Here is a 25734-nt window from a genome sequence, read left to right on the forward strand (position 1 = left end):
CAATTAAGATAGCTTATCAAACTATCTTAATTGTTATTTGGGTTACAGAATCATTCAATTCTATATAATGGAAAAGCTTAGTAATATATTTATATTAGTTTACTAAATTGTCTTTTTCATCATTGTAGTCAATATCTATTTCATTCTCTAGTATCTCATCTTCTATATTAACTTCTTGTTCTTTGAAACTATCATTTTCACTCTCGTAGTTTTCCCCATTATTTTTTTTATTAAAATCATCATATTCATCAGTAATATACCTATTATCATCTAATTCTTGTTCATCATTCATAACTGTTTTCTTTATTCGTTTTAATAATAATAGCCCACCTATAATTAGAATTATAGGTACAACAATTCTACTTATCGTTCTTCTTTGAACATATGTTAATTCTAAACATGAATTAATATCCAACAATAAATAGTTAAAAAGTAAGTAGACTCCTATAATAATTAATCCATATGCAATATATTTCTTCTTAATATTTATTTTAAGTATTTTGTTGCTTACTATATCTGTATTTAATATATCTTCATTATTATCGATTCTTTTTCTTATATGATATGCATCAAAGAAACTATAGAACCATATCACTATACCTAATAAAGCAACTATTGGTGTTTGATAACTAACATCAGCTAAGAACATGCATGAAATTATTAGTAACAAAAAGTATAGTCCTTTTTTCATTAATCCTAAATACATATGACCTACTCCAGGTATTAAGGATAATACAAATGCCCAAAACTTATTATATTCTCGATTGATATTATTATTCTTCAAGGATTCATAACACTCTTTGCAATATACAACATTCCCTGCTATAACTTTACATTGGGAACATAAATGTTTTCCACATTTTTTACATTTATATTGACTATCTCTATCTTGATGATAAAAGCATTTCATATAATTAATTCCTCCTTCTATCTTAATTAAAATAATTCATTATATTTGTTAACATATTATTGAAATTACATATGGTTTCTCTAAAACCATCATAAATATATGTGTTTGAATTTATAGTTAAAATATTAGTAATCAGAAGAAATACTCCTGTACATATAAGACTATTAGCCAGTTTTAATTCAAAAGAGTAATTAAAACTTTTTCTGGATTTTTTTTGTTCTGATTCATTCAAAACAGCTGTCATAATTTTATCTGTCAGGTATTTATCTCTTACTAAAGGTGGATGATTGTTAAGCAAATCAATCGTATCTACATCAAGTATCTCTAGTTGTTCATGTTTTTTGCAATTCAATAATCTCACCTCCAAAACCTTCTTTTATCAATTTTGTTTTTATCTGTTTTCTTGCTCTATATAATCTTGTTTCAATAGTTTTAGTTGATATGTTTAATATGCTAGATATTTCTTTATAAGTCAATTGATTGAAATGATACAATATAATTATTGATTTATACTTGTCTTTTAGGCTATATACAGTATTATGTATTACTTTTTGATATTCTTTATAAATAATTATATCTTCAGTATTATGATTTGACTTTACTTGTTTTACTTCTTTATCTCCAAAGTTCATTAAGCTTGAGAGGTTTCTTTTATCTTTCCTACCCCAATCTATGCATGTATTGATTGCTATTTTATACAACCAAGTAGATAATTTACTTTTATTTTTAAATGATGATATGTTTTGATATATCTTTATAAATATTTCTTGGCATAAATCCTCAGCATCATTATAATCGTTGGTATATTTATAAGCCATACTTAGAAATCTGTTTTGATATTCTTCAACAAGTGCTCTAAAAGCTATTTGGTCTCGTTCTATTAACTTTTCTATGGAATCATCCAAATAACCACCCACTTCATAAAGAAATCTATGATGCTTTTTATATTACTCAATTTCTATATCGCCATTATTAGTAGTTATATCAATCAAGCTATTATTGTCTCCGATTATGCTGTTTACTGATTGTTCGTTATCTTCTTCATCAATCTCCATATCAATTATTGAATTGATGTTACCGTATCTAGTCTTCAATTTGAATTGTCCTTGTTGATCATTAGGAATATCAATATTTACCCTTCCATACTTGTGTTCAATATCTATTTCTTTAACCTGTATATCATGATTATCTAAATTTATATCTCCATTTGTACTATATATGGATATATTTCCTCTAATCTTTTCTAATGTCATAGCACCATATTTGTTGGATAACTCTAAATTATTATCTACATTTTTTACAATAACTTCATTATTAGTAGTCTCTATATTTACCGATCCCTTAATGTCTTCTATTTTAACAGGACTATATTCTGCATCTATCTCTAAGTCCTTATTTACTGAATTACCATCTATTTCACCATTTTTTTGTTCAATAGTAACATTTCCCATAATATCTTCAAATTCTATTTTGTCATAACAATTTTTTATTATAAGGTCACTACCGATTTTTTCTATATCAACTACTCCGTTTTCATTTTTTATTTCAGTGACTCCACTTACATTACATACTTCTATATCTCCATACTTATTTTCTATATATAATTCATCACCTATATTTTCAACTTCAATATCACTATTACGGGAAGAAATTACAGTTTTTCCATTCACATCATACACATAAACATTGCCATTTTTATTACTTATGCTAACCTGTAGTTCTTTTGGTATTTCTATTGTATAATCCACATATGAATATATTTGTCTATGGTTATACATCTTATTATTAGAATTTATTTGTAGAATATTTTCTTCTTTTCTATCAATATCAATCATATTATCCGTTAATTCTTCTGCTTCTTCTTCACTTCCATAAGTATTTACATGGATTACTGCCTCTATATTTATATCTTTCCTCTCTGTTGCACTTACTTTTATATCTCCCCCATTGCTATCTATACTTATTGTTTCTAGGTTATCAGCATTTTCTACATAACTTTTAGTTATTTGGTATTGGTCTGTCATTTCAAACAACCTTCTAAAAATATTTCCTGATTCTTCATTATTTAGATTAATTTTAATATTAGTAAATAAAAAACAAACACTATATATTATTATAAGTAATATAATTGAAGAAACACTAACTTTTAACTCCATAGCAGAATTTCTTTTTTTGTAATACCAATCAAAGAAAATGAATTCCACCCCAATAAGTATGATACTTATTGCTACTAGTATTCTTAATGTCTTGTAAATGTCTATGGGTACAAAATTGTTTATTAACAAAATTATACCTAGTACTATCAGTGTCAGTGCTAAAGTTAAAGTTCCTAATTTTTTATGCTTCATTTTATTCCTCTCTTTCTAACAGATATTATATCTTGTATTAATCTCCCTTAAGATATACTAAATTAGTATCTATATGTATAGACGTTAATTATTTAGAAATCCCTTCAAAAATTTATAAATTTATTTAAATTACCTATCAACACAAAAATATAGCTATTTAATCAACATATATCCTTCAGCAATAGTCCATTTTGTAATACCTATCTTAATATGTATTAACCATACTTCATATTTGATTCATTATCAATACTGTCTTAAAATTTCTAATTATATATTAACTTAACTTATCCTCTCTTAATTTAATACATATAAATAAGGTATCTCAACCTATTTTTGGTGAGATACCTATGCTTTTATTCTATAAAATTCTTTATAAACCGATCTACATGGAATATTAAAGTTAAAAAGTCTATTAATTAACTATCTAGTTTCATATCCCCATATTTAATCCATCCTTTTTTTCTGAACAGCTCAGAAATAACTAACGTCAATATGGCTGGTAATACTATATGCAAAACAATTATCTTAGTAATCAGTATACCTGCTGACTGATTTTCAAACATCGTATCAAAAGTCATAATTTGTCCTACTAAACCAGCGGTACCCATGCCACCACCATAAGCACTGTTCTCCATCAAAAATAATTTAGTTGATATTGGACCAAGAATGGCACTAGCTAAAATAGGCGGCAGCCATATCCTTGGATTCTTGACTATATTAGGGACTTGTAACATTGATGTTCCTAAACCCTGAGCTACAAGACCATTCACTTTGTTTTCTCTATAACTTGCTACTGCAAAACCTATCATTTGAGTAGAACACCCTACCGTTGCGGCACCAGCTGCTAATCCACTTAGATTAAGAATAATAGATAGAGCGGCAGAACTAATAGGTAGAGTTAACATCATTCCCATTAATACAGAGACCAATATTCCCATAATAAATGGTTTTTGGACTGTTGCAAATTCAATAATATCACCAAGCCAAAACATAAATGAAGATATTGACGGTCCAACTAATAGACCAATACTACTTCCAACTATAATTGTTGTTATAGGTGTGAGTATAATATCAATCTTAGTTTTACCTGCTACCAGTTTTCCTATTTCAATACCAAAAATAACAGCAATAAAAGCTCCAAGGGGTTCTCCTGGACCAATAAGCAAAACATTACCATCAACAAAAGTCTGACCACTGATGATTTTACCGGCATATGCACCAACTAGACCAGTAACGGCTGATGAATACATTACTAAATTTGATGTCTTCAGCTTATGGGCCACACCTACACCAATTCCTGCTCCTGTCAATATGCTCGCAATGGAACCTATGCTAGTTAATGTATTCCCAATAAGATTGTCTCCAATTAAACTTCCTATCTGCTTAATGATCAATCCAACAATCAAAGTTGAGAATAATCCCATTGCCATACCACTCAACCCATCAATAAAATATCGGTTTATAATTTTATTAATGAATCCACTTTTCTTATTTCCTTGTTTCATAACAATCCTCCTGTAAATTCATGTGTCTTGTCACCTGTAATTAAATTTTTTTACATTAAAAATCCTTTTAATTTTAATTCTTTTTCAACTAAATCCAAAATCTTAGGATTACTTGCTTTTATTAAGTGATAATGTTCGCCATTCTTTAATCTCATAAGAGGTACTGATTCGTTGTTCTGAAGTTTTTTCATAAAATCATCTATATGTTTTCTAGAAGAAATCATAAGATTAGCAGTTATTTCACCATAAACAGGATGAACAACCATAACATTCACTATTGTTGCACCAAAATCCACCATTATTTCTAATTCTTCTTTTATCTGATGTTTTGAGTGTTTTACGGCCAATAGCTTAGTGAATTCCTTTTTGGTTTCATATATCATATAACCATTAGATGTCGAAATGATTTTGCACCCTTTAGCTCTAAGTAGTGCTATGTCTTGAACTATTACTTGACGACTTACTGAATATGTTTTGGCTAAATTTGATCCAGTTATTGGTTCTTCACTTTCTGTTAAAAGTTTTATAATATTAGTTCTTCTTTCTTCTCCTTCCATGATTTCACCTTCTTTAGTTGAATTCTGTTTCTAAGCATATTTTTGCTTTACTTCCAATAATTATTTCATCTTTTGTCACTAATGAATTATAACATAAAATTCTGACTCCTGCATCTTTTGCTTTCAATAAAGTTTTAGCAAATAATTTATCCGTCACATGATTAGGTTTGAATTTATTTATATCATCAATCTGTATCAGTAAAAACAGATTGCTTTCATATCCATTACATGTGGCATCAATGAGTTCTTCAAGATGTTTTGTTCCTCTTTTGGTGGGAGCATCAGGAAACATTGCTAGACCGTCATTTTCTAGAGTTACACCTTTGACTTCTATAAATCCTTTTTTGTTATTTTTTTCATAATATAAATCGAACCTGGAATTTTTATATTTCTGTTCTCTTTTTAGTATATCGCAATCAACAAATTCACGTATTTTATTATCAGCTATTGCTTCATATACCACATAATTAGGTACTTGAGAATCAATATTTATCAGCATATCGTCTTTATATGCACTTATCAATGAATATTTGGTTTTTCTATTAGGATTATTACTTTTTTGTAAAAATATTTTAGTTCCTTCAACTAGAATCTCTTTACATCTTCCAGTATTTTTAACATGAACAGTCTCTAGTATTCCATTTATTAATACTTTCGCTATAAATCTATTGGGACGTTCAATAAAAATACCTTCAACAATGTCTTTATAAATCATCATCTATTACCTTTCCTTAAGACTTCCATTATTTTAATAAATAAAAGATCCGAAAAAAACTCACATTAATATTATAACATGACCTGTAAAGAGAAGATTATCTATAGTATATCTGACATTTTATAGATATTACTTTATTAAGTCTTAATGAAAATAAAGGTTGAAGCTTGTTTATAATGCATATATAATAATATAAACGCTACTAATTAAAATCAAGAATTTTTTATCCGTAGAGAGGAAAATAATATGTTCAGACTTTGGGGAAAAGTTTATAAAAATAATAAAATGGTAAAAGATACTGTTATAGAGCAAATGGAAGATAATCTATCTAAAGATGCTCTGACTCATGATTGTCTTGATAAAATATGCTATGAATTTGATTTACAACATCCTATGTGGCTGAATGATAATTATAAAGATTATCCTGCATATGGGAAAACTTCATTTAAACAAGATCATTTTATAGAACAAATTGATTTTGATTACCTTGAAATAGAAATTATAGATGTTGAAAAAGAAAAGAAAAAAAGAAGAAGCATAATGAGATTATAATAAAAGGAGCTATAATAGCTCCTTTTATTATGTCTTATTAGATGATGTATTTATCATTCTTAGCCGGTCTTTTATCAAGTTCAGCTTTTTTTTCATCATATCCTGGTCTTCCAAACATAGCATATGTTGCATTTTTACCTTCTTCTACTCCAGGCTGGTCAAATGCATTAATATTCAATAACTCTCCTGCAAATCCAGTAGCTACTTCAAATAAGTATAAGATTTGACCTAATGTAAATTCATTAACTTCTGGTAAAGTTATAGTCATATTAGTTTGACCTGATTTCAATAGAGCATATTCAGTAGCCATTTGCTCTGTTTTTATTAATTTATTATGAGTCTCTCCACCTAAGAATCCAAGACTTGGAATATCGCCATATATCTTTGGAATATCTAGAGATGTCTTATATTTGTCAACACCTACAAATACGATAACTTTGTCTTTAGGTCCTTCAGAGTATAATTGAACTTGTGAATGCTGATCAGTAGCTCCTAGAGCTCTTACTGGTGTTTGTCCAGAATTTACCACATTCTTATCATTATCGTATTTCTTACCAAGTGATTCTGCCCATAATTGTGCATACCAATCACCAATGTATTTTAATGAGTCTGCATAAGGCATGATAACTGATATATTCTTACCTTTTTTCATTGATATATAATTAAGAATAGCATACATTGATGCAGGGTTCTTGAATGTATTATCTGTTTTACACATTTCATCCATATAAGCTGCTCCTGCTAACAATTCTTCAATATCTATACCGCACATAGCTGCTGGCAATAAACCAACTGGTGTAAGCTCTGAAAATCTTCCTCCAACTCCTGCAGGAATAACAAAGCTTTTGTATCCTTCTGTATCAGCTATAGGTCTAAGATTACCATTCTTAACATCAGTAGTACATACAATATGCTTCTTAGATTCTTCTTTACCTAATTTTTCTTCTAACATTTCTTTGATAATCATAAATTGGGACATTGTTTCTGAAGTACTTCCAGATTTAGTAATGACATTAAATAATGTTTTATCAAGATCGATGATATTAAATAAAGAAACAAGTTTTTCAGGATCAACATTATCCATTACATATAATTTTGGATATCCCCCTCTTTTTTCTTTAGATAATTCATTATAATAAGGATGATTAATGGCTTGTTGTACTGCAATTGGACCAAGTGCTGAGCCGCCGATTCCTAATACTACAAAAGCATCAAAATCATCTTTAACACTTTCTACATAAGATTTAATATCAGATACGACTTCTGCTTGATTGTATGGTAATTCTCTCCAGTCCATTCCTCCGTTAGTACGTTTTTCTACCATAGCTTTTTCAGCTTTTTCAATTTGTGCTTCCAAATCAGCTATCTCTGATTCATTAATACCGTTCTCACCAACATAAGCTGTCATCATATTATTAAAATCAAATCTTAATTTCATGCTTTCTTGCCAGTCTTTTTGTTCAAATATCTTGGACATTTATGTACCTCCTAGTTATTTTATTGTAAAGTCCATTTCATATTTATTATTAACCAATTCATATGAAACTTACCTTATTTATATTATTAGTAAAATTACTTGTTTTATTAATTGTTTCTGATTCCAACTTCTACAGTATACGAAAATTAAATTATCAAGATTAATTAATCTAAGTATATACTATATTGATTGAACGTTAAACTTATTTATCATGATATGTTAATCAAACAACAGTCTAAATTATAATATAATTCTAACTCCTTTGTAAAGAGTAAAAAGTTATAAAAAGCATGGATAATACCCACATAAATATATATAATCAACAAACCTATAGTAAAAAGCTACCCTTTATAAAATATCTGGAACTATTGAATTGTATAAGTCTACTATCTATAACAGATCATTTGATTACGTTGATTCCCTTTTCCTTATATCTAGCATATATTGAATCTTTCAAATTAGAATCTGTAATTATTGTATCCACATCATTTAAGTCACAAACTTTCAGTAAAGATACAACCCCGAATTTGCTGCTATCAGCCAACAATATTTTTTTCCCAGAACGTTCAATTAATTTCTTCTGTATAGGTATTGTTTCTAATTCGAATTCCGTAGCACCTTCTTTTAAAGATATTCCGCTAACGCTAATGAAAGATATATCTATATGAAATAAATTGATATAATTTTCGACTAGTTCTCCTTTTAGGGATTTATCTTTACTATTAACTATACCACCTAATAATATGATTGTATAATTATTTCGATCTATTAATTCTTCAACTACTAATATTGAATTAGTTAATATAGTTAATTTCTTAAAATTATATTTTAGAAGTTTTGCTATTTCTAATGTTGTAGTACCATTGTCTAGAGCTATAACAGATTCTTCAGATATATACTTAATTGCATTCTCCGCTATTTTAACTTTTTCTTCATTATGACTTTTTTCTCTTATCTTAAAGTCTACTGGTTTTGGATTAATCTCATCTAGCATTGCTCCTCCATGCACACGATGTAAAAATCCTTTACTCTCCATATGTTCTAAATCCCTTCTTACTGTTTCCACAGAAACACCAAAAAGTTCAATTAAATAAGAAGATTTCACTGAATTATTTTTCTCCAACAATTCAAGTATAATTTTATATCTTTCCTCTGCTAACAAAACTCCCACTCCTTCAATTAGCTAATATGTATTATTCATTACTTCTTTCATTTTTACTGCTATTTTATCATATTTAAGACTCATAAGCAAAGCTATCGTTCCTATTATCAAACAAACAATCCAAAAGACCATAACTCCATTCCATCCAAAAGAATCCACTAAAACACCTGTAACAAATGTTGAAAATCCCGCTGCAAAATACGAACAGAAATCTAAAAATCCCGCTACAGAAGAAGCCCTATTGTATTTTGAAAAATGCAATGGAATAACTCCGAGCAATAGAGTATTAGCTCCATACATTACAGCAGATAATAATCCCAAGAATAATAGAGCTGTTACTGTACTATATGAGCCGAACATAAAATATCCCAATACCGTAATTATACCTGCTATAAACAACCAAACTATGGTACGTTTTTCTTTATATTGCATTTTTTTATTTAAATAACTTGCTAACATCATACCTAATAAATTCATACAAGGTATAAATATTATATATTGAATTGTTTTATTGATATCAAGACTCTGTGTTTCCATAAATAAACTAGGAGCCCACAATGCGATAGAGTCTTTTATTATTCCTTGTACACAACAAGCTATGACAATATAAATCAATTTAGATCTTTTCACTACTTGAAGTAATGTGTACTTATCTTGATTTTCAGATATACTAGATTCTCTTGTATCATTTAGTACACATGATTCTTGCACCTTAGGTTTGTCTATAAAAAATATAAACCATATTATTGAATAAATAAATATAACTACTCCAGGTATTAAAAACACATAGTTCCAGCTATATCTTGATATTATTAATCCAGAACCTCCCCAAGCCAATAAGTAACCTGCTACCATTGAGGTTGATATACCTATGGAGACACTACTTCTCTTATCATATTCATACCAATTAGTTATTGATTTAACTATAGGACCCCATAATAAAGATTGTGCATATGCATTAACTACCCATAAAATTATCATTATCAAATATACATAAGAAAACCCAAAAAATATATTACATACAGCTGTTGTTATCAAACCCATAAATATAATTTTCCTAGCTGATACTTTGTCTCCTATTTGCCCATTAATCAATTGTCCAAAACCATATACCCAATAGAATAGTGTACCTATCAACCCTATACTTCCCTTTGACCAACCAAAAGTATTTTGAATTTGGGGAATAGCTACAGATAAGTTGACTCTTCCAAAATATATGCTGGCATATGCAGCCCAACATAAAATAAATATTTTTACCTGAGTTTTATTTAATTTTATCATTCCAAAAAACATCTCCTTATTATATAACAGCATATTTTTTCCTAATAAATACACATATATACAACTTTATGCAAATAATTATATCATAATTTTATTAAATCTCAAGGAAATAATATAATTTTATTTAGTTAAACGCTAATATTTACTTGCTATTACATATATATTAATATAACTTCACACAAATACTTGTTTGCTTAAATTCATTATGCTATAATAAAAAAAATAAGTATTTAAGGAGGATATGTGATGAATGAAGTATTACGTTTTTTTGAAGTCACCCCTAAAATAATTCTGGCGGATACAACAGTCGATATAAGAATCAAACCTTTGGTTAATCACGAATCTTTTGACTCTGATACTGATTATGAGGTTGTTTATTATCCTTTAGAACATTTTTCTAATAAAGGGGAATATAATTACCAAGATAAGTATATGGTTAGAGGGGAAAATGGTGTAATTGAATTAAACCAACATTTTACAGGAGAACAAGAGCATACAATTAGAATTACTAATACTAAAACCAAAAAAACATATTCTTTCAATTTCTATTCTGTAAAACCTGATTTATTTGATAGGATTCCTTATAAAGGAGATCTACATATGCACAGTCATCGCTCGGACGGAACAGAATCTCCTGCTTTTGTTACCGCATCTTGTAGAAAAATAGGATTTGATTTCATGGCATTAACCGACCATGGAAAATATTATCCGTCAATTGAAAGCAAAAATAGTTTTAAAGACGTTGAACTTGATATGTTGATAGCAAATGGAGAAGAAGTTCATCCCGAAAATAATAATGTTCATATTATTAATTTTGGTGGAAATTTCAGTGTTAATGAATATATGAAGGAAAATAAAGATGAATACTACAAAGAAGTTAAAGATATTGAAAAAACTATAGATATTGACGATGATCATGCAAGATATGAGTGTGCTTCTAGTGAATGGTGTTTCGATAAAATAAGAAAAGGAGGAGGATTATCTATCTTCTGTCACCCTTACTGGTTAATAGATTCTGGTTATTACATCTCCAATTCTGTCATTGATTATATGTATGACAATCAACCCTATGATGCTAATGAAGTTGTAGGTGGCTATCACAGATACGAATTTTCATCTAACACATTACAGATCGCTAGATATTATGAAGAGCGAGCAAAAGGTAAAGATATACCTATAGTAGGTGTGAGTGACGCTCATGGATGTGAAGATAGAGATTTATTCGGATGGTTCTTCAGTATAGTTTTTGCTCCTTCCAATAAGCAAACTGATATTATTGATAGTATCAAAGATCTTTACAGCGTAGGTGTTGAATATCCAGAAGGAGAAACCCCTCGTCCAGTAGGTCCTTTCCGACTTGTTAAATATGCTCTATATCTGTTTAGAGAAATCTTCCCTCTACATGATGAATTATGTTTGGAAGAAGGAAATTTGATGCTCAAATACATTCAAGGGGATGAATCTGCTAAAAAAAGGTTAATTAGCTTAAAAGGTCAAGTTAATAATCTTTATAATAAATTATTTGCCAAAGAACAAAAAGCTAAGCCCCATAAAAGATTTCAAGGAAAATAGAAAGTAGAATTTTCCTATTTAATAAAAATATACATATATAAAAATACCGCTGCAATTAAATCATAGTATATGATTCAAATAACAGCGGTATCTCCTTTTTAATTAAACTCAGATTATTTATTTATTCAACTTCATATAGATTTCCGAATCTATAACCCTGATCTTTTATTGTTTTTAGAATACTGTCAAGTGCTTCTGTATTAGATGATGATACCGCATGTAATAACGCTATCATACCTGGATGAGTATGATTAGTTACATATTCATATGTAGTTTCTACACTCGGCTGATTATCAACTTCCCAATCACGATGAGCCATACTCCAAAACATAGTCTTGTATCCTAATTTTCTAGTTAAATATAATGTCCTTTCACTATACTCTCCTTCTGGTGGTCTAAAGAAAGTATCCATCTTATATCCTGTCATTTCTTCAAAATATCTTGCTGTCTCTTCTATTTCATACTTAATTTTATCATCTGTAAGCTCATGCATTCTTTTATGATTAACCGAATGATTTCCTACTATATGTCCTTCCTCTTTCATTCTTTTGCATAAATCAACATTCTTTTTTATGTAAGGTTTTGTAACAAAAAAAGTTGCTTTTACATCATTTTCTTTTAATGTATCAAGAATTTTTGCCGTATAACCATTTTCATATCCTTCATCAAATGTTAGATATATTACTTTTTCGTCTGTATCAGCAACATAATAAGCATCGTATTGACCTATATCGAATTTATTATACCCTTCTGGTTGCTTATGTTCATCATTCACTCTAAAACTCCAACCATCTCTTGCATTGGATAAATCAGCAGTATCAACATTCATATCGAAGTTATCTCCATTACTGCTTCCTTGAGGTGTTTCTTTTTCTGTATCAGTATCATCTTTTGCTACTTCAGTGTTTTCTTTTTGAATATTTTCTTCTTTTTCATCGGTTGTCTCTGTTTCTTGTGTCTCAGACTTTACTTTTTCATCTGTTTTTTCTTTTTCATCCAATTTTTGATTGGAATCCGTATCGGTTCCGTTTTCTACTCCAGTGTCAACTGAATTCTTTGGTTCGTCAGTAGATTCTTGGTTCACTACATTATTGTTTTCATCATTCTTTTCATTGCTTTTTGGTTTGGATGCTCCTTTTCCCAATGTAAGTCCTATACAGACTGCTGCAATGACTAGAACTAAAATTCCTAATGCTTTGATTGTTCTTGTGTCTTTTTTCTGCTTTTTAGCCATTTTCTTCCCTCCGATGTACTATAACTATATTAACCCTTGTTGCAAAAAATATGAGGCTAAGCCTCAGGTAAATAGTAAAATAAAACTTTACTATTAAAAAACAAGAAGTCCAATTAAAATATATCTATTTTAATCAGAATCCTTGTTCTTATTATACTCTTTTTCTCTACATAAATCCAGATAATTATCGGTGTATAGGGTTAATTTGCTTTCTATATCTATTATATCTATTTTCAATTAAAACTTCTTGATCAATTTCTAGTAACTTCTCTATTTCATTAATGAAATTATCTTTAAGTTCCCTAGCGATCTCTTCGAAACTATTATGTGCACCACCATCAGGCTCTTTTATAATTTTTTCTATAATTCCCAATTCCAATAAATCATCAGCAGTTATTTTCATTACCTCAGCGGCTTCTTTAGCCCTCTTGCTATCTTTCCATAAAATACTTGCAAATCCTTCTGGTGAAAGTATAGAGTATATTGAGTTTTCCAGCATCCAAACTCTATCAGATACTGCTAAAGCTAATGCTCCTCCACTTCCTCCTTCACCTATCACAACAGAAACAACAGGTACTTTCAATCTAGCCATCTCAAATAAATTTCTTGCGATTGCCTCACCTTGACCTCTTTTTTCTGCTCCTATGCCACAATATGCTCCCGGTGTGTCAATAAAACAAATAATGGGTCTATTAAATTTTTCTGCCTGCTTCATGAGTCTAAGTGATTTTCTGTACCCTTCGGGATGAGGCATACCAAAATTCCTATCAATATTTTCTTTTGTACAACGCCCTTTTTGCTGCCCGATAATTGTGACAGGCATACCTTCAAGTAATCCGATACCACCTATAATAGCGTTATCATCACTATATAATCTATCTCCATGAAGCTCCAAAAAGTCGTCAAAAATAAGTTTTATATAATCTTCGGAAGTCGGTCTCTCAGCCATTCTTGCTATACTTACTTTTTCCCATGGATTCATATTTTACACCTCTTTAATATAATTTAACAATGAAATTTTAATAATTTATATAAAGTACCTTTCATGTCTCTTCTTTCTACAATCATATCTATATATCCATGTTCTAGTAAGAATTCAGCTCTTTGAAAACCTTCTGGTAATTTCTGATTGATTGTCTGTTCTATAACTCTAGCACCAGCAAATCCAATAAGTGTTCCTGGTTCTGCAAGAATTATATCACCTAACATTGCGAAACTAGCTGTTACTCCTCCAGTTGTTGGATCTGTCAGAACCGTTATATATAAAAGTCCAGATTCGCTATGCTTAGCTAATGCAGCTGAAGTTTTAGCCATCTGCATTAATGAAACTATTCCTTCCTGCATTCTCGCACCACCTGATGCAGTAAATATAATTATCGGTAGTTTTCTACTAGTAGCATGTTCTATAGCTCTTGTAATTTTCTCACCAACTACTTCTCCCATACTTCCCATCATAAACCTACTGTCCATCACTGCAATAACTACTTTTATACCATTTATCTTACCTTCACCAGTTATTACTCCTTCTACTAAACCTGTTTTTTCCCTTAGACAATTAATTTTATCAAGATATTCCGGAAAATCCAAAACATTCTTAGTAATAAGATCAGCATTTAGTTCTTTAAAAGAACCAGAATCAATGACTTGTGATATCCTTGATTCGCTATCCATTCTAAAATGCTTATGACATTTGGTACATATCTGATTTTTGGCATCAAAATCGTCTTTATAAATTATTTCTCCACAGTTATTACATTTTATCCATTTTCCTGAAGGTACTGATGGATCATTTACATCATCATAATCTTCTTTATTGTTTATTGTTGTTTTTATAGGTAATTTAATGTATTTTTTCTTTTTAAACAATTCTTTCATACATATACCCCTTTAATAATTAATTTAGTTAAAACAAATTGTATACATTAAGCTTGCTCTCGATAATGTCAAAAAATAGTAAAAGGTAATATCCAACCTAGGGAAATGGCAATAACTTAATTTTATAAATAGCATATAAAAACAGGCAAAATATTACCCTTTACTATTTTTTGTTATTATCTGTTCTTGATAGAATTTTTTATGTAGTATTTTAATTCTTCTATAAAAGTTTTATGAAGAAAAACTTTCTTTCAACCATTAGGTCAATATCTCAACTTTCCCACATAGAATATCGAACTGAGAAAGTTGAGTTAGTATTTCTTCAATTATCTCTCCATAAATTTTTCAATAAATGATGTATTATAATTACCTCTTATAAAACTATCATCATTTATTAATTCATATTGAAAATCTATGTTGGTATCTACACCTTCTACAATAAATTCACCAATAGCACTATTTAATTTTTTTATAGCACTTTTTCTGTCTTTATCAAAAACTATTAATTTAGCTATCATTGAATCGTAAGTAGGAGGTATTTTATATCCGCAGTATATTGCACTATCAACTCTTATATCTTTTCCGCTAGGCATGTGCAGAAAACTAATATCTCCAGGAGATGGTCTAAATCCTTTACTTGGATTTTCCGCATTAATTCTTAATTCTATAGCATGCCCTTTAATGTTGATATCTTTTTGGGAGTAATCCAACTTATCACCATTTGCAATTTGGATCTGCCCTTTAATTAAATCTATTCCTGTAACCATTTCTGTAACTGGATGTTCTACTTGAATTCTGGTATTCATTTCAATAAAATAAAATTCTCCAGTATCATTTAATAAAAATTCTACTGTTCCAGCATTTCTATAATTAATAGCTTTAGCTGCTTTTACAGCTACTTCACCCATTTTTTTTCTAAGTTCATCAGTTATTGCTGCTGAAGGAGATTCTTCCAAGACTTTTTGATGCCTTCTCTGCATTGAACAATCCCTTTCACCTAAGTGTACTGTATTACCATAATTGTCAGCTAATATCTGAAATTCTATATGTCTAGGATTAGTAATATATTTCTCTACATACATAGTATCATCACCGAAAGCACTTTTTGCTTCAGCACTAGCAGTTTTATAAGAATTATATAGTTCATCACTGTCATTAGCTATTCGCATTCCTCTTCCGCCACCGCCTGCAGATGCTTTTATTATAACAGGATATCCAATCTCTTCTGCTATCTTTACAGCTTCCTCCACATTGGCTACAGCTCCTTCTGATCCTGGAACTACGGGAATATTATTTTCAACCATTGTTTCTCTGGCCTTTGATTTGTTACCCATCCTATCCATCATATCACCAGTTGGACCTATGAATGTAATATTACATTCCTCACACACTTTAGCAAATTTACTGTTTTCAGAAAGAAATCCAAATCCTGGATGAATTGCATTGGCTCCTGTCACAATAGCTGCACTTATTATCTTTTTAATGTCAAGATAACTATCTTTTGCTGGGGCCGGTCCAATACATATAGCTTCATCTGCTAACTGTGTGTGTAGAGCTTCTTTGTCAATCTCTGAATAGACTGCCACTGTCTGTATATTCATTTCTCTACATGCTCTTATTATTCGTACAGCGATCTCGCCTCTATTTGCAATAAGGATTTTATTAAACATATTTCACCTACTTTCCAAAACATTACATTCATTTTATTTAGCAATAAATGTTAGTTCACCAGTAACAGCTGTTTCTCCATCTACAGATGCAACTACTTTTCCTACTCCTACTGGTCCTTTTCTCTTAATAATATCTATTTCTAACTTCAATCGGTCTCCAGGTACAACTTTTCGTCTTATTTTGGTTTTGTTAATACCTCCAAAATATGCAGTTTTCCCTTTCATCTCATCTAAACTTAGTAAAGTAACTGCTCCCACTTGAGCAAGAGCTTCTACTATAAGTACTCCAGGCATAACTGGTTCATTAGGAAAATGTCCTTGAAAAAAATAATCATTGATAGATACATTTTTGAATCCTACTCCTCTTTTACCTGGTTCTAATTCTGTAATTCTGTCAATTAATAGAAATGGATATCTATGTGGGATAATCTTTTGAATTTCTGTTACATCTAACATAATAACAACCTATTCCTTTCTTTAAAAATATAGATTAATAGTGCTTATATACTATTATAATATCTACGGTTTTATTTTAAATAAAGGCTGATTATATTCTACTATCTCTTCATTTTTAACCATAATATCAACAATTTCACCTGAAATCTCTGCTTCTATATCATTCATTAATTTCATTGCTTCAATTATACATAGAGTCTTGCCCTTAGTTACTTTATCTCCAAGCTTGACATAATCTTCTTCATCAGGACTCGCAGCACTGTAGAATGTACCTACTATTGGAGATTTAACTACTATGGCGTTCTCATCTTCTATGTCCATATTAGAATCATCATTGACCTCTGATTCTTCATTCTTCTTTTTTTCTTGTTTCAATTTTGTATTGTCAACATCTAATGATTTATCTGATGTAATTATAGTCTTATTTTCTTTTCTTATAGATATTTTAAAACCCTCTTTTTCAATATCTACACGTGCTAACCCCTTTTCGCTTACTATATTAATAAGCTCCTTTATATTTTCGAATTTCAATAGTTTTCACTTCCTTATATAATTAAGAGTTTCTAAAATTACCAACAATTTATTCCTCATATTTACTTATAACTAATGAAGCATTATGTCCACCAAATCCAAGAGAATTGGATAAAACATATTTTACTTTAGCATTTCTTCCTTTTACAGGAACATAGTCCAAGTCGCATTCTTCATCTTTGGTCGTATAGCCTACTGTTGGATGTATATATCCATCTAATATCGTTTTTACACATGCAACTATCTCAACTGCTCCAGCTGCTCCAAGTAAATGTCCAATCATTGACTTAGTTGAACTGATTGGAACTTTATATGCATAATCATTAAAAACTTTCTTTATTGCAGCAGTTTCTAATTTATCATTGTATACTGTACTTGTTCCATGTGCATTTATATAAGATATTTCTTCAGGCTCGATTCCAGCATCTTTTAGCGCTATCTTCATAGATCTAGCAGCTCCTTCTCCACCTGGAGCTGGGGCTGTAATATGATATGCATCACAAGCTGCTCCATATCCTTTTACTTCCGCTAATATATTAGCACCTCTAGCTTTTGCATGTTCTAATTCTTCTAATATTACTATACCAGCGCCTTCACCCATTACGAAGCCATCTCTATTCTTATCAAATGGTCTTGACGCTTTTTCAGGATCTTCACTACTACTCAATGCTTGGAGTGCAGTAAATCCAGAAACTCCAAGTGGTACGATACAACTTTCTGTTCCACCAGAAACCATAACATCTGCATCACCGTATTGTATTGTTCTGAATGCATCCCCTATAGTATTGGTACTAGTTGCACATGCTGTCACTATATTAGTACATATACCTTTCAAGCCAAATTGTATAGCTATATTGCCTGCTGCCATATTAGTAATTACCATTGGTATGAACATTGGAGAAACTTTGTTAGGACCTTTAGATAGTAATTTTTGTTCTTCTTTTTCTATAGTTCCAAGACCACCAACACCTGTTCCTACAGTAACTCCTATTCTTTCAAGGTTTTCTTTTTTTAAATCAAGGCCAGAATCATCAAGAGCTTGCTTAGCAGCCGCTATAGAAAATTGAGCGAATCTATCCATTCTCTTTGCTCTTTTTCTTTCCATATATTCTTTTGGATCGAAGTCTTTTACTTCACCTACTATTTTTGCTCGATACTCTGATGCATCAAATGAGGTAATTTCCCCAAATCCAATTTTTCCTGCTTTTAGATTATTCCAGTATTCATCTACATTATTCCCAACTGGTGTAATAACACCTAGTCCCGTTATAACAACTCTTCTTTTCATAGTTAATCTTCCTTTCATGTAAACTATACAACCATTCCACCGTCTACATTAATTACTTGACCGGTAATATAACTTGCCTCATCTGATGCTAAAAAGGCTACTGCATTAGCAACTTCTTCAGCCTTGCCGATTCTTTTCATAGGAATATTCAATAGAATCTGTTCTTTATATTTATCATTTATAGTATCAGTCATATCACTTTCTATAAACCCTGGTGCAACAGCATTTACAGTTATATTTCTAGTAGCTAATTCTTTTGACATTGATTTAGTTAAACCTATTATCCCTGCTTTTGATGCTGCATAGTTTGCCTGACCGACATTACCTATTTCACCGATAACAGAAGATATGTTAATAATTCTTCCTGCTCTTTGTTTTAACATGATCCTATTTACATGCTTAATGCAATTGAATGTTCCTTTTAAATTAACATTTATAACATCATCAAATTCTTTCTCTGTCATCTTCAACATTAACATATCTTTAGTAATGCCTGCATTATTAACTAAAATATCTATTCTTCCAAAATCATCTTTAATTTGAGATATTAGAGACTTAGCATCTTCATAATTACTTACATCAGCTTTATATGCTTTTGCTTTACCTCCATTTTGAGTAATTTCTTCAACTAATTCATTTGCTTTACTTTCACTGTTTCTATAGTTAACAGCTACTGTTATACCATCTTTAGCTAACCTAAGAGCTATTGCTCTACCAATCCCTCTACCAGAACCAGTTACTACAGCAATCTTATCCATTAGATTATCATCCTTTCTATGGGATTTTAATTCTTATTCGTATACCTATTATTATCAATCTACTTTATTGATTAGTTTCAATGCTTTATCTAAAGATTTCATATCTTGTATATTAATAATTCTTTTACTCTTATCTACTTTTTTGACAAATGAACTTAATGTTTTACCTGGTCCTATTTCTACAAATGTGTCTACACCATCATCTATCATTTTGTTTATGGTCTCTTCCCATCTTACTGGTGAAATGACTTGTTTAGTTAAATAAGATTTGACATCATCATAATTATCTACATAATCGGCTGTTACATTGGTTATATACGGTATCTTACTTTTCTTGACATTGACTTTATCTAGTTCTTTCATTAATTTTTCCGCTGCTGAGTTAAGCATAGGGGTATGAAAAGGTCCACTTACTTTTAGCTTAATTACTCTTCTAGCACCTGCTTCTTCTAATTTTTCACAAGCAGTATCTAATGCTTCTACTTCTCCCGCTATTACAATTTGTCCTGGGCAATTATAATTAGCTGGTTTAACCATTCCATCTACACTGTCACATATCTCTTCGACTTTACGTGGTTCTAGACCTAGGACTGCTGCCATAGAACCTTTACCGTCAGGAACAGCTTCTTCCATATATTTACCTCTTTTTCTAACAAGACTTACAGCTTCTCGAAAATCCAACGTCTCATTAGCTACTAAAGCACTATATTCCCCTAGGCTTAATCCAGCAACTACATCTGCCTCTAATCCATGTTCTTTTACAGCTTCTAAAATAGCTATAGTAGTTGTCAGTATTGCAGGCTGTGTATATTCTGTTTTATTAAGAACATCTTCTTTTTCGTTACATATTTCTTCTATATCAAGTTCTAGTGCCTCACTGGCGATTTGAAAAATTTCTTTACTGCTTTTATAATTATTGGCTATTTCTTTTCCCATACCAAGATATTGAGCCCCTTGCCCAGGAAATAAAAAAGCTGTCTTTCCCATGTCTTTCATTCCTTTCATATATCTAAACAGCCTGCTCTTCCTAGCTTTCTAAATATTTTTTCATAGTCTTATTCGCATCTATCATTAATTCTTGTATTATTTCACTACAAGTCTGTTCTTTAGAAATTAATCCTGCAATCTGACCTGCCATTACAGAACCATTCGTCACATCTCCATCCATAACAGCTAACCTAAGCTTGCCAGTACCGAATTCCTCTAATTCTTCCACACTAACTCGTTCTTTTTCCAATTGAATAAGTTTTCTTGTAAACTTATTCTTTAATGCTCTTACTGGATGGCCTGTAACTTTTCCCGTCACACGAGTGTCAATATCCTTAGCTTTTAGAATTTTATCCTTATAGTTTTTATGTACTATACATTCTTTTGCAACTAAGAATCTTGTTCCTATTTGGAATGCATCAGCTCCAAGCATCTTGGCAGCAGCTAAACCTCTTCCATCACCAATTCCACCAGCAGCAATAACAGGAATATCTACAGAGTCTACAACTTGTGGTAAGAGTGCCATAGTCGTCAATTCTCCAACATGACCACCTGATTCACAACCTTCTGCGATAACAGCATCCACACCTGATCTTTCCATTCTTCTGGCTAACGCAACGGATGGTACTACAGGTACAACCTTAATATTGTTTTCTCTCCACATCTCTAAATATTTACCAGGATTTCCTGCCCCTGTTGTGACAACTGCAACTTTCTCTTCACAGATCATATGAGCTATTTCATCTGCATAAGGTGAAAGGAGCATTATATTAACTCCAAAAGGTTTGTCAGTTAATTCTTTTGTCTTCCTTATTTGTTCTCTGACCAAATCACAAGGAGCATTTCCTCCTGCAATAATTCCAAGACCTCCTGCATTTGATACTGCAGCTACCAAGTTATACTCAGCTATCCAAGCCATAGCACCTTGAAATATTGGATATTTAATATTCAACATCTTACAAATCTCAGATTCCACTATTTTCACTCCTTAAAATTTAAACCAATCGGGTACCCCTGATTGGTTATAAGTTAATCATTCGTTACTGATTGTTTTTCACGTAATCTAATGCATTTTGTACAGTAATTACTGAAGGTAAATCCTCGTTTTTAATCTCCACTCCAGATTCTTCTTCAATCGCCATGACCAATTCAAATAAGTCTAGGGAATCTGCTCCAAGATCATCTATAAATTTAGCTTCTAATGTTACTTCGCTTTCTTCAACATCTAGTTGATCGATTACTATCTCTTTTAATTTTTCAAAATCCATTTTATAATCCTCCTAATTGATTTATATTATTTTAATTTAGATTGTTATCATAGCGACTCCGTAAGTAAGTCCTCCACCAAAGCCTGCTATAATAATTTTATGACCTTTTTTCAATATATTCTTTCTATACATTTCATCTAAAGCAATAGGTATACTAGCTGATGATGTGTTACCATATGAAGAAATGTTTTTATATATCTTATCTTGAGGTATTTTTAACCTTTTAGCTATGGAATTAATTATTCTCTCATTAGCTTGATGTAATACAAAATAATCAATATCTTCTATCTCATATGGTGATTTTTCAATAACATGTTTAATACCTTTTGGTACATAACCACATGCGAATTTAAATACTTCCTGTCCATTCATCTGTATATATTTATCTGACTCTTTGTTGACAAAAGGATTTTTCAGATCGCTTCCACCACATATTAGATATTCACTTAAATTTCCAAATGATTTGCAGTCAAAATTATCTATTCCTTTTTCTTCTGATTCGCTAATTACAGCTGCACCAGAGCCATCACCAAATAATACACATGTTCTTCTATCTTTCCAATCAGTCAATCTAGATAATACTTCCACTCCAATAACTAAAGCATTTTTTGCTAAACCTGCTTTAATATAAGCTGTAGCTGTATTTAGTGCAAATATAAAACCAGAACATGCAGCATTAATGTCAAAACACATAGCATTGTCTGCTTGTATTTCCTTCTGTACTTCACATGAAGTAGATGGAGTAAAATTATCTGATGAAATAGTAGCTACTAATATCAAGTCAATTTCACTAGGGTGTATTTTTGAAGATTCAATAGCCTTTTTTGCAGCATTAACTGCTATATCTGTTGTCCCTTCACCAGTTGTAATTCGTCTATTTTTAATTCCAGTACGGCTACTAATCCATTCATCATTTGTATCAACAAAGGAGGATAGATCATTATTTGATACTATATTATCTGGTAGATAACTACCTGTTCCTATGATTTTAACATTTTTCATATCGTCTCTCCTATTTGTTTTGTGTTGCAAATAATTTGATAATCAAAGTATATCTAAATTGAACATATTTGTCAAGAATTTATTTCATAATTATTAAACAATTTAGGTTTAAATAACTATCATATAAATGATAGACTTATTTCTAATATTTTATACATATTATGATAATAGCAGCTACTATCATCTTCTTCCTTGTTTAGTAAAAATGTAAAAAATTACTACTGACTAATTAATAGACATATAATATTTTACATCTTTATAATATATAAAAAGATTATAGCTTAATATTTAATTGTAATAAATATTTTTGGTGGTATTAATTAAGTAAAAACAGTTCAGAATGTTTCTTTAATCAGTACCTTGTATTATTAGGTAGTGTGTGATATACTATAATAAAATTTGAGAGATGATTTAGGAGGTTAACATATGAATATACAGTTTAAGAAAGGCGTATTAGAGTTGTGTGTATTATCTCTGCTCTCAAGAGACGACTATTATGGTTATGAGTTAGTGAAGAAGATATCCAACAACGTAAGAATATCCGAAGGAACCATATATCCTTTATTAAGAAGATTAACAAAAGAAAACTATTTTGAAACTTATCTAAAGGAATCTACCGAGGGTCCACCAAGGAAATATTATACCCTGACAAAAAAGGGTTATGAAGCAAAAGATCAACTAAATAATGAATGGTATGATTTTGTTTCAAGAGTTAATTCTTTAATTGAGGAGGCAGATGTAAGTGAATAAAAATGAATTTCTAAAAAAATTGGATATCCTACTTGAATCTCTACCATATGATGAACGTAGAGACATTATGTATGACTATGAAGAACACTTTAAATCTGGACTATATGATGGGAAATCAGAAGAACAGATTGCTGATGAACTTGGAAACCCAGAAACCATCGCTGCTTCTTATATACCTAATATGCATACATATAATAGAGGAGAAACTAGAGAAAAAGACATAAAAAATGTACAATATATTAACAATAGAGTCACATATAATATTCCCATATTAATAGGAATGATATTTTTCAATTTAATGTTTATTGGAGTTTATCTTGCATTATGGGCAGTTTTAATCTCACTTTTCGTAGTTGGAATAGCATTGATAATATCCAGTATCGCTATATTGATAGTTTCTGTTGTAGGGACTTCATTAAGTTTTGTTTCCATACCTTATTATATAATAGCTCATCCTATTCTAGGATTTTTAGTATTTATTTTTGTTGCAAGTGTTGGAGGACTTATTATTGTGGGTACATCAGTTACATTAAAACTATATAAAGATTTTACTATGAAGTATATCGAATGGAACAAAAAAATTATTAGGAGTGATAATTATTATGAAAAAGCTTAAAAGTCTAACTATAATACTTTGTATAACTTTAGTAACTTCGTTTTTTGGCATAATAGCTTATGCGGCTGTTAATGATGTAGATCTATATTATAAAACATATATTACAGATGATAAAAAAGATGATAAAGAATCTGAGGATAACAATTTATATTTTAATATGGACTGGTTAAAATCTATACCTTTTGTACAAGATAATTTTGTAGATGATATAGAAGATACTGTAGAGAAAGGATGGAATAATTCAATGAACTTTAATTTCAATAACCATTATGACAAAACAGGAGATACCATCGAAGATACTTTTTCTAAAGACAATATTAATGAAATAGATATAACTACAGATGTAGCTAGTATCTCGTTCATACAGGAAGATAGAAGTGATATAAAAGTAGAGTATATATACACTAAACCTGATATAGATAATTATGCTATAGATTATAATGCTGAAATTAAAAACAAAACTCTGAATATTACTCAACATATAAAAACAAGAAATTTTTCTGGAAATATTAATAAAGACAATTACAAAAATACTTTGACTATATACGTACCAAAAGACTTCTCCATCGATAATCTTTATATAAAAAATAATTTGGGAGATATCAATAATAACGATTTTTATTCCAATGTATCAGATATTATTGATATAACAACAAGTTTAGGTCAAATAGATATTACTATATCTAATCCTAAAAAATCAGTTAAGTTAATTAGTGCTCTTGGAATAGTAAAACTTAATAATAATTCTGAAATAGATAACTTAGAGATTATAGCAAATAGTGGTGATGTAAATATTGAATCAAACTCAGCAATTAAAAACTGTACTATAACTGCTAATTTGGGTACGGTAAAAATTATATCTAATGATGAATTAAATAATTGCGAATTAGAAGCCAATATGGGTTCAATCAATACAACCTTTAAAAAGCATATTGATTCTTTCAACATTATATGTGATATGGGAGAAATTAATATGAAATTATATGATAACGATAATTCATTAATATCAGCCAAAGCATCAATGGGCGATATTAAATCTGATTTTGACACTACTAAAAAAAGAAGTCCTTATACTATTGAATGTAGTATGGGTGATATAACAATCACAAGAAGATAACAACAATTTCCCATTCCAGACAAAATGAATATTGATTAAACAATATGTAGCACATACCATTAAATTGATCTTATTTTAATTTAATGGTATTCTTTTTGTATAT

General features: G+C 30.1%; 27 protein-coding genes. 5 read left to right on the plus strand and 22 right to left on the minus strand.

Going from position 1 to position 25734, the window contains the following annotated elements:
• Positions 1-94: 94 nt before the first annotated feature.
• From QMG30_RS21835 to sfsA, 7 genes are all read right to left on the minus strand, one after another.
• A complete protein-coding gene (locus tag QMG30_RS21835) occupies positions 95-910 on the minus strand; it encodes a hypothetical protein (RefSeq protein WP_281819154.1) in 816 nt (271 codons plus the stop codon).
• Positions 911-932: 22 nt separating this feature from the next.
• Positions 933-1262, minus strand: a complete 330-nt coding sequence (locus tag QMG30_RS21840) for a hypothetical protein (RefSeq protein ID WP_281819155.1) — start codon at positions 1260-1262, stop codon at positions 933-935.
• Entirely contained in the window at positions 1243-1815 is a 573-nt protein-coding gene (locus QMG30_RS21845) for an RNA polymerase sigma factor (protein WP_281819156.1), read from the minus strand. Before QMG30_RS21845 ends, QMG30_RS21840 begins: the two co-directional genes overlap by 20 nt.
• A gap of 42 nt (positions 1816-1857) precedes the next feature.
• Complete coding sequence (locus tag QMG30_RS21850) at positions 1858-3258, minus strand: DUF4097 family beta strand repeat-containing protein (protein WP_281819157.1); 1401 nt, start codon at positions 3256-3258, stop codon at positions 1858-1860.
• 416 nt (positions 3259-3674) lie between these two features.
• Positions 3675-4763, minus strand: a complete 1089-nt coding sequence (locus tag QMG30_RS21855; protein ID WP_281819158.1) for a PTS sugar transporter subunit IIC — start codon at positions 4761-4763, stop codon at positions 3675-3677.
• A gap of 50 nt (positions 4764-4813) precedes the next feature.
• Positions 4814-5320 (minus strand): transcription repressor NadR, encoded by a 507-nt coding sequence (locus QMG30_RS21860; RefSeq protein WP_281819159.1) that lies wholly within the window; start codon positions 5318-5320, stop codon positions 4814-4816.
• 13 nt (positions 5321-5333) lie between these two features.
• Entirely contained in the window at positions 5334-6038 is a 705-nt protein-coding gene (gene sfsA / locus QMG30_RS21865; protein WP_281819160.1) for a DNA/RNA nuclease SfsA, read from the minus strand.
• 243 nt (positions 6039-6281) lie between these two features.
• Between sfsA and QMG30_RS21870 the strand changes: the two genes are divergently transcribed.
• On the plus strand, positions 6282-6587 hold the full coding sequence (locus QMG30_RS21870) for a hypothetical protein (RefSeq protein ID WP_281819162.1): 306 nt from the start codon (positions 6282-6284) through the stop codon (positions 6585-6587).
• A 37-nt stretch (positions 6588-6624) separates the two neighbouring features.
• Here the strand turns inward: QMG30_RS21870 and QMG30_RS21875 are convergent, their stop codons facing one another.
• From QMG30_RS21875 to QMG30_RS21885, 3 genes are all read right to left on the minus strand, one after another.
• The gene (locus QMG30_RS21875; RefSeq protein WP_281819163.1) at positions 6625-8064 is read right to left on the minus strand and encodes a glucose-6-phosphate isomerase; all 1440 of its coding nucleotides are present in this window, start codon (positions 8062-8064) and stop codon (positions 6625-6627) included.
• Positions 8065-8464: 400 nt separating this feature from the next.
• Positions 8465-9226, minus strand: coding sequence for a DeoR/GlpR family DNA-binding transcription regulator (locus QMG30_RS21880; RefSeq protein ID WP_281819165.1), 762 nt, complete (start codon positions 9224-9226; stop codon positions 8465-8467).
• Positions 9227-9247: 21 nt separating this feature from the next.
• Positions 9248-10507 (minus strand): MFS transporter, encoded by a 1260-nt coding sequence (locus QMG30_RS21885; RefSeq protein ID WP_281819166.1) that lies wholly within the window; start codon positions 10505-10507, stop codon positions 9248-9250.
• Positions 10508-10753: 246 nt separating this feature from the next.
• Here QMG30_RS21885 and QMG30_RS21890 point away from each other — a divergent pair, with 246 nt between their 5' ends.
• Entirely contained in the window at positions 10754-12079 is a 1326-nt protein-coding gene (locus tag QMG30_RS21890; RefSeq protein ID WP_281819167.1) for a PHP domain-containing protein, read from the plus strand.
• Between the two features lie 121 nt (positions 12080-12200).
• Here QMG30_RS21890 and pdaA read toward each other — a convergent pair whose 3' ends face one another.
• The 12 genes from pdaA to QMG30_RS21950 form a co-directional block, all read right to left on the minus strand.
• Complete coding sequence (pdaA, locus tag QMG30_RS21895) at positions 12201-13313, minus strand: delta-lactam-biosynthetic de-N-acetylase (RefSeq protein ID WP_281819168.1); 1113 nt, start codon at positions 13311-13313, stop codon at positions 12201-12203.
• Between the two features lie 184 nt (positions 13314-13497).
• Positions 13498-14295, minus strand: coding sequence for an acetyl-CoA carboxylase carboxyltransferase subunit alpha (locus tag QMG30_RS25340; RefSeq protein WP_281819169.1), 798 nt, complete (start codon positions 14293-14295; stop codon positions 13498-13500).
• Between the two features lie 23 nt (positions 14296-14318).
• Positions 14319-15188: an acetyl-CoA carboxylase, carboxyltransferase subunit beta gene (gene accD, locus QMG30_RS25345; RefSeq protein ID WP_281819170.1), complete on the minus strand. Its 870-nt coding sequence runs from the start codon at positions 15186-15188 to the stop codon at positions 14319-14321.
• Positions 15189-15514: 326 nt separating this feature from the next.
• Positions 15515-16858: an acetyl-CoA carboxylase biotin carboxylase subunit gene (locus QMG30_RS21910; protein WP_281819171.1), complete on the minus strand. Its 1344-nt coding sequence runs from the start codon at positions 16856-16858 to the stop codon at positions 15515-15517.
• Positions 16859-16891: 33 nt separating this feature from the next.
• The gene (gene fabZ, locus QMG30_RS21915) at positions 16892-17314 is read right to left on the minus strand and encodes a 3-hydroxyacyl-ACP dehydratase FabZ (RefSeq protein WP_281819172.1); all 423 of its coding nucleotides are present in this window, start codon (positions 17312-17314) and stop codon (positions 16892-16894) included.
• A 63-nt stretch (positions 17315-17377) separates the two neighbouring features.
• The gene (accB, locus tag QMG30_RS21920; RefSeq protein ID WP_281819173.1) at positions 17378-17845 is read right to left on the minus strand and encodes an acetyl-CoA carboxylase biotin carboxyl carrier protein; all 468 of its coding nucleotides are present in this window, start codon (positions 17843-17845) and stop codon (positions 17378-17380) included.
• 49 nt (positions 17846-17894) lie between these two features.
• Positions 17895-19133, minus strand: a complete 1239-nt coding sequence (gene fabF / locus QMG30_RS21925; RefSeq protein WP_281819175.1) for a beta-ketoacyl-ACP synthase II — start codon at positions 19131-19133, stop codon at positions 17895-17897.
• Positions 19134-19156: 23 nt separating this feature from the next.
• Entirely contained in the window at positions 19157-19891 is a 735-nt protein-coding gene (gene fabG, locus QMG30_RS21930; RefSeq protein WP_281819176.1) for a 3-oxoacyl-[acyl-carrier-protein] reductase, read from the minus strand.
• A gap of 54 nt (positions 19892-19945) precedes the next feature.
• A complete protein-coding gene (gene fabD / locus QMG30_RS21935) occupies positions 19946-20878 on the minus strand; it encodes an ACP S-malonyltransferase (RefSeq protein WP_281819222.1) in 933 nt (310 codons plus the stop codon).
• A 40-nt stretch (positions 20879-20918) separates the two neighbouring features.
• Positions 20919-21854: an enoyl-[acyl-carrier-protein] reductase FabK gene (gene fabK, locus QMG30_RS21940; RefSeq protein WP_330680821.1), complete on the minus strand. Its 936-nt coding sequence runs from the start codon at positions 21852-21854 to the stop codon at positions 20919-20921.
• A 64-nt stretch (positions 21855-21918) separates the two neighbouring features.
• Complete coding sequence (acpP, locus tag QMG30_RS21945; RefSeq protein WP_281819177.1) at positions 21919-22146, minus strand: acyl carrier protein; 228 nt, start codon at positions 22144-22146, stop codon at positions 21919-21921.
• Positions 22147-22182: 36 nt separating this feature from the next.
• Positions 22183-23148: a beta-ketoacyl-ACP synthase III gene (locus tag QMG30_RS21950; RefSeq protein WP_281819179.1), complete on the minus strand. Its 966-nt coding sequence runs from the start codon at positions 23146-23148 to the stop codon at positions 22183-22185.
• Between the two features lie 426 nt (positions 23149-23574).
• Between QMG30_RS21950 and QMG30_RS21955 the strand changes: the two genes are divergently transcribed.
• The 3 genes from QMG30_RS21955 to QMG30_RS21965 are packed head-to-tail and all read left to right on the plus strand — an operon-like array spanning position 23575 to position 25631.
• A complete protein-coding gene (locus QMG30_RS21955) occupies positions 23575-23898 on the plus strand; it encodes a PadR family transcriptional regulator (RefSeq protein WP_281819181.1) in 324 nt (107 codons plus the stop codon).
• Positions 23891-24514, plus strand: coding sequence for an HAAS signaling domain-containing protein (locus tag QMG30_RS21960; protein ID WP_281819183.1), 624 nt, complete (start codon positions 23891-23893; stop codon positions 24512-24514). The genes QMG30_RS21955 and QMG30_RS21960 overlap by 8 nt, the downstream gene beginning before the upstream one ends.
• Complete coding sequence (locus tag QMG30_RS21965) at positions 24501-25631, plus strand: DUF4097 family beta strand repeat-containing protein (protein ID WP_281819185.1); 1131 nt, start codon at positions 24501-24503, stop codon at positions 25629-25631. Before QMG30_RS21960 ends, QMG30_RS21965 begins: the two co-directional genes overlap by 14 nt.
• The last annotated feature ends 103 nt before the right edge of the window (positions 25632-25734 follow it).

This window comes from Vallitalea longa (assembly GCF_027923465.1).
Lineage (GTDB): Bacteria > Bacillota > Clostridia > Lachnospirales > Vallitaleaceae > Vallitalea > Vallitalea longa.

Coding starts and splice junctions, on each gene's coding strand:
- accD (WP_281819170.1), bottom strand. CDS start 15,188: ATGAAAGAATTGTTTAAAAAGAAAAAATACATTAAATTACCTATAAAA.
- QMG30_RS21850 (WP_281819157.1), bottom strand. CDS start 3,258: ATGAAGCATAAAAAATTAGGAACTTTAACTTTAGCACTGACACTGATA.
- QMG30_RS21950 (WP_281819179.1), bottom strand. CDS start 23,148: ATGAAAAATGTTAAAATCATAGGAACAGGTAGTTATCTACCAGATAAT.
- QMG30_RS21910 (WP_281819171.1), bottom strand. CDS start 16,858: ATGTTTAATAAAATCCTTATTGCAAATAGAGGCGAGATCGCTGTACGA.
- fabF (WP_281819175.1), bottom strand. CDS start 19,133: ATGAAAAGAAGAGTTGTTATAACGGGACTAGGTGTTATTACACCAGTT.
- QMG30_RS21860 (WP_281819159.1), bottom strand. CDS start 5,320: ATGGAAGGAGAAGAAAGAAGAACTAATATTATAAAACTTTTAACAGAA.
- fabZ (WP_281819172.1), bottom strand. CDS start 17,314: ATGTTAGATGTAACAGAAATTCAAAAGATTATCCCACATAGATATCCA.
- QMG30_RS21870 (WP_281819162.1), top strand. CDS start 6,282: ATGTTCAGACTTTGGGGAAAAGTTTATAAAAATAATAAAATGGTAAAA.
- acpP (WP_281819177.1), bottom strand. CDS start 22,146: ATGGATTTTGAAAAATTAAAAGAGATAGTAATCGATCAACTAGATGTT.
- QMG30_RS25340 (WP_281819169.1), bottom strand. CDS start 14,295: ATGAATCCATGGGAAAAAGTAAGTATAGCAAGAATGGCTGAGAGACCG.
- QMG30_RS21875 (WP_281819163.1), bottom strand. CDS start 8,064: ATGTCCAAGATATTTGAACAAAAAGACTGGCAAGAAAGCATGAAATTA.
- sfsA (WP_281819160.1), bottom strand. CDS start 6,038: ATGATGATTTATAAAGACATTGTTGAAGGTATTTTTATTGAACGTCCC.
- QMG30_RS21890 (WP_281819167.1), top strand. CDS start 10,754: ATGAATGAAGTATTACGTTTTTTTGAAGTCACCCCTAAAATAATTCTG.
- QMG30_RS21955 (WP_281819181.1), top strand. CDS start 23,575: ATGAATATACAGTTTAAGAAAGGCGTATTAGAGTTGTGTGTATTATCT.
- pdaA (WP_281819168.1), bottom strand. CDS start 13,313: ATGGCTAAAAAGCAGAAAAAAGACACAAGAACAATCAAAGCATTAGGA.
- QMG30_RS21965 (WP_281819185.1), top strand. CDS start 24,501: ATGAAAAAGCTTAAAAGTCTAACTATAATACTTTGTATAACTTTAGTA.
- QMG30_RS21855 (WP_281819158.1), bottom strand. CDS start 4,763: ATGAAACAAGGAAATAAGAAAAGTGGATTCATTAATAAAATTATAAAC.
- QMG30_RS21835 (WP_281819154.1), bottom strand. CDS start 910: ATGAAATGCTTTTATCATCAAGATAGAGATAGTCAATATAAATGTAAA.
- fabD (WP_281819222.1), bottom strand. CDS start 20,878: ATGGGAAAGACAGCTTTTTTATTTCCTGGGCAAGGGGCTCAATATCTT.
- fabG (WP_281819176.1), bottom strand. CDS start 19,891: ATGGATAAGATTGCTGTAGTAACTGGTTCTGGTAGAGGGATTGGTAGA.
- QMG30_RS21885 (WP_281819166.1), bottom strand. CDS start 10,507: ATGATAAAATTAAATAAAACTCAGGTAAAAATATTTATTTTATGTTGG.